Source organism: Zooshikella ganghwensis DSM 15267, from assembly GCF_000428585.1.
GTDB classification, from domain to species: domain Bacteria; phylum Pseudomonadota; class Gammaproteobacteria; order Pseudomonadales; family Zooshikellaceae; genus Zooshikella; species Zooshikella ganghwensis.
This window is the reverse complement of the sequence record NZ_AUAF01000239.1, coordinates 1-4,678: the sequence shown is the minus strand read 5'-3', so window position 1 is coordinate 4,678 and position 4,678 is coordinate 1. Positions and strand designations below refer to the sequence as shown.

Sequence of the window (4,678 nt, the reverse complement as noted above, 5' to 3'; positions counted from 1 at the left end):
ACCAGGGAGTGTACCGACAATATCCGTGTTTTCAGCGAATAATGATTGAGGAAAAAATAACGAGGAAAAAAAGAGATAACAATAACCTAGCGTGATGTATATGCGTTTCATTCTTACTTCTTATGACGACAGTCTCAGTATTTGTATAAAAAACCGCCGCATTATACTGTGAACTTGATAGTATGCAAGTGAGTTATATCAGCAAAGACTGAATCGCTGTTAGGTATGGGCATAAGACAATAGGTGTTTTAACCCCAAAAGTCATTAGCTTTCAGGTGATGACAATACTGAATCTGTTCCATGATGAGAAGGTGACTGATTTTTGATCAGGGTGGATTGGTGCACTTAACTTACCTGGATCATTGCGTGAGCGGAAAAACGCACTCCTCCTCGCCCCCTGCGGGTTTTGTGTCATAAAAAGTTTGCGAAAAATTATTTTAAACAATGAATGGTTGCAATGGCTTGTGAACTATGGCGGTAAGGGGTATAGAGTTTATTTCATAAAGTGAAATTTAATCTAGTGTAATTCAGTATAAGTCAATATCTGGGTAATTGATTTATTATTAGTAATATGTCAAATAATATTTTGATAGGATTTAAGTAGTTATTTGTTTGATTCAAATATTGTATTGCTGAAATTATATAAACGTGGCGTGATAAATTATGTCATTCTGACGTATAACATTCTGTACAAAAACGAAATAGTGAATATAAATCAGTTGGTAATAGTTTGTTTCTAAACATTAATTTAGGATTAGTTAAGTGTTATTTTTTAAAATATATTCGGATATTATACGTCAGAATGTCGTAATGTGTTATGTCGTCTTGACGTTCATTAATAGTTATTACTCTGGGAAATGACATTGCTAACCAAAAAAGAGCTAACTGAATCGGAAAGACAGACTTTGGTCCAAGATTTCAGAAAAATCCTCGATTCTAATACCTCCCCAGGCAAGAAGAAGGAATTGGTGATTCAAGATTATCTCGAACACCATTCTGAACTGATACCTACTCCAAACTTGCTTAACCACGGACTTCATTTCAATGTCATAGTGTCTCAATTCCCGTTAGACACGTCTTTGGTTGCAGACTATGTGTATCTGACGAAGAGTTCAGACACTTGGCGAATCACATTCGTTGAGCTTGAGACGCCAGACAAAAAGATTTTTTCGTCCAACAAGAAGCAAGTGGATACTTCATCTGCCTTTAACAAGGCGCTGTCTCAAGTCCGTTCTTGGCAGGTGTTCTTGGGCGAACATAGCTGCGAATCGATGAGGCGTTTGGAACCAATTTTGTATCCCCAGAAAATGCGCAGTAACCCCGTCACTTTCGATTTCCAATTAATAGTAGGGAGGTCTGCTGAGAAGAATTCCCAGACATCTAGACTGGCAACGCTGAATAAGATCAGAGGTGAATCTGGCGTTAGCATCATGACGTACGATACTCTTATTAGCTATTTCGAGAACGGGCCAAGATACAAGAAGAACATTCTTGCACTAACAAAGGACAAATTTCGCTTTAAGCATCTACACGTAGAACCGCATCTTGTGTTTAGCTACGTCCCTGCGGATTCACTGATTCTTACCACTGACCAGAAGGCAATACTTAAGGCTTGGGGTTATGAAATAGAGAAGTGGGAGGCTGGCGATTTATTGACAGTGAACAGTCGTGTTACAAAGAAAACCGCTAATCATGCTCTTGTAGAAAGCGGATTGAGCGGCATTGCTGATTTATAACAACATATTGCTGGTGACGTTTGATCAGTTGCGCGCCTTTGCTACCGTAAAAGCACGCATTACCTCAAACTCCCCTGAATGTGGGCGTTAACTCTCATACTGTACCAATAATAAGGATTACAGATGAAAATATATGAAGTTCCAGAAGACAGGAGGTATTGGGTCGTAAGAGCAAATCAGAACCTTTACTATGACCACTTCACGAGATATGGGGTCATTGCTGTTGGTCACTTTAATACTTTAGACATAAAGCTAAAAAATAATGAAAAATTCTTTCCGGATGAAGGCAAGCTTAAGTCTGCTATATCTAGAGGGGCTGATTTAAAAGGCGCAAAAAAAGCACAGGAATCTAAGATTTTCAATCAATTAAAAAACTTTATATATAATATAAATATTGGCGACTGGGTTGTTACCATAAGAGATTCAGCGTTGAGATTTGGGATCGTAGAAAGTGATCCATACATCGACAATGAGTCATTGGAAATTTTCTATGATGTGAAGGGGCGATCCGTAGAGATGGACTACATGCTACGGAGAAAAGTTACTTGGGGTCCCACAATACATCGTAAAACAATGCCCTATGGACTGGTAGCTAGTCTTGGGTCACAGCTGACTGTGTTTAATATAGATAAACATTGGGAGGCCATTTATCATAGTTTGTATCCTGCTTTTTCCAGAAATGATGAGCTTTTTCTATCCTTAAAAATACGCGCTGAACACGAAATAAAAAATTATAGTGTCGTTCAAATACTTCAATTCATGAATGAAATTGAAGTTATATCTAAAGAGTTTGAGAGTGGGATTGATAAAGAGCAGTTTGAAACATTGTTTAGCCACTATGTAGAAAAAGACCTTTTCACACTTACGACTAAAGCTCAATTTAATTCTCCGGGTGACATATGGAATAAAATCATAATTCCAAACCTAAAAAAGGGAAAAAAGGCATCGCTTGCTCTCTTGGTCTACGCAATGCTTTTTGGCAACAATCAGCTTGGAATGGATGGAGTCATTGATCTTGAAACCAGACAAAAGTTATGGGATCTAGTCATTCATCGCATGTCAGAAAACAATATCGCAGAGACAATTAATAAACTAGAGCTATCTAGGCCTACTTATGACACAAGCAAGTTAGAGAAAATGGACGAGAAAGGAGTTAAAAAACAAAGTTAGCCAGCCGGACGCGTAAATTCGCTGTTGCTTCGGATGTTAGAATTTGGGAGGGCAAATAGCACAGTCAAAAAAGAAAAAAATACTAAATATGCATAAGCGACAAGAGGAGGACATGGATTCTAAATTGGCGATTTTGATAATTAATGACTTTCTTTAATTATCAAATACTATTGAATCGTTGAAAAAAGCTGACCATAAAGATTTTGTTGCAATGTATGTATCAATCGAACCTAATTTAGAATTAAAAACCACTGATGAAGAAAGAGACAAGTGAATGTCAAAGTTCCAAAAAGGGCAAAGTCAACAAAAAAGCTACTGGATATCCATACATGCAAAGTAAAAAAAAGCAAAAAAGTTAAACCCAGACAAGGCTAAGTGATGCAGCCCTGCATTAGCATAAGAGGTAAAACTATGGAAGGTATCGTTGTCACAAATAAATCAGAACTTGAAAAGGCTAAAGAGAAAGGAGAGGAACTCATAGTTGTTAAAGGTGATCTTGCAAATAACCTTAAAAAATCAAAGAAAATAGCGCTAGCAGGAACCACTTCCATAGCTGGACTAACAGTAGCCCTTGCTGCAGCTCCATTTACTGGTGGGTTGTCTTCTTTCGCGGCAGTGCCAGTAACAGTTCTAACCGGATTGGAAATTGCCGCAGTCATTGCTGCTACATCTGTAGGTCTAGTGTTATTAATTGCCGTTTTTAAAGATTACGAAGAAATTTCGTATAAGAATGGGGAGCTCACACTCAGGAGAAAAAGCAAATGAATATAAGTGGAAAATATATTGATAATAACTAAAGTGGGAGATCCTTAATAGGGCTTTCTTTTGAAGTCTCTCAATGAGTATAAAATATCAAAATTTGTCAAATAGGGTAAACTTTTTATCAATTTATTTGCCCTCTGAATGCTGAGATATAATTTCCGTTATAACTGGATACTCTGGTCTGACACAACAGGTCAAAGTTTGTTTGCTAGTAATAGCTGGTATGTGGTTTCAGAAAAAGCTAATAAATCGTTAAACAAGGACGCTTTGCGCTGACATACCGGTTAGCCTAGGTGTTAAACTTCTTAAACCTATACAAACAGTCCTCTCAGCCACCTTGATATACAATGTTAGTTGTATTCTTTTTAGCAAAATCATATTTTAACTTATTGATATTAACTTTTTTTATTTTTGTAACTAATCTGTACAAAAAATATAAATAAACAATTAAAACAATATGTTACATGTATATATCGATAAAATGGGGTTGTGGGGGTCGGAGGTTCGAATCCTCTCACTCCGACCATTTTTAAGCTTGTAATTCAATGAGTTACGGGCTTTTTGCTTTTGAGACTCATTCTCGATTAAGCAAAATTAAGCAAGGATTAAGCAAACTTTCCACAAAAAACACCCCGTTTTTATAAGACGCAAGTCGTATACCCTATCTTGAACTAGCCTTAATCAAATCTTCATATGAATTCTTGGTGTATATTGAATTAACATTTATTATGCAAAATATTACCGTTTGATTTAGGAAATGCTAACGTGACTAATGAGAGTAAATCGTCTCCACTGTTGTATGTTCTGGTGACCTTGGTTTGTATTAACCTGGTTGTTACTGGCTATATTGCCCTTAACTTTCATTCGGCTAATAACGCAGCTATTCAGGAACAGGATAAAGACCAAACCAAGAATGTTTCTGCGGAAAGCGCCAACCTAGTAGCTGAACCACTGGTAAGGCTTTACAACGAGAAACAGCATTCAAAAATATATGAGCTATTTGATGATCT

Annotated in this window: 4 protein-coding genes; all 4 read left to right on the top strand. The window is 36.9% G+C overall.

The features are described 5' to 3' along the window. The first annotated feature begins 863 nt into the window (after positions 1–863). The gene (locus F607_RS0124960) at positions 864–1,736 is read left to right on the top strand and encodes a Shedu anti-phage system protein SduA domain-containing protein (RefSeq protein WP_169719849.1); all 873 of its coding nucleotides are present in this window, start codon (positions 864–866) and stop codon (positions 1,734–1,736) included. Between the two features lie 123 nt (positions 1,737–1,859). Beyond that, positions 1,860–2,906, top strand: a complete 1,047-nt coding sequence (locus tag F607_RS0124955; protein ID WP_027710207.1) for a hypothetical protein — start codon at positions 1,860–1,862, stop codon at positions 2,904–2,906. A 411-nt stretch (positions 2,907–3,317) separates the two neighbouring features. Then, entirely contained in the window at positions 3,318–3,671 is a 354-nt protein-coding gene (locus F607_RS0124950; RefSeq protein ID WP_027710206.1) for a hypothetical protein, read from the top strand. Between the two features lie 762 nt (positions 3,672–4,433). Next, the coding region (locus tag F607_RS31760) for a hypothetical protein (RefSeq protein ID WP_038292226.1) at positions 4,434–4,678 on the top strand (245 nt) is incomplete at its 3' end.

Bases quoted from the DNA above. Each gene is read 5' to 3' on its own strand.
- F607_RS0124955 (WP_027710207.1), top strand. From the start codon at position 1,860: ATGAAAATATATGAAGTTCCAGAAGACAGGAGGTATTGGGTCGTAAGA.
- F607_RS0124950 (WP_027710206.1), top strand. From the start codon at position 3,318: ATGGAAGGTATCGTTGTCACAAATAAATCAGAACTTGAAAAGGCTAAA.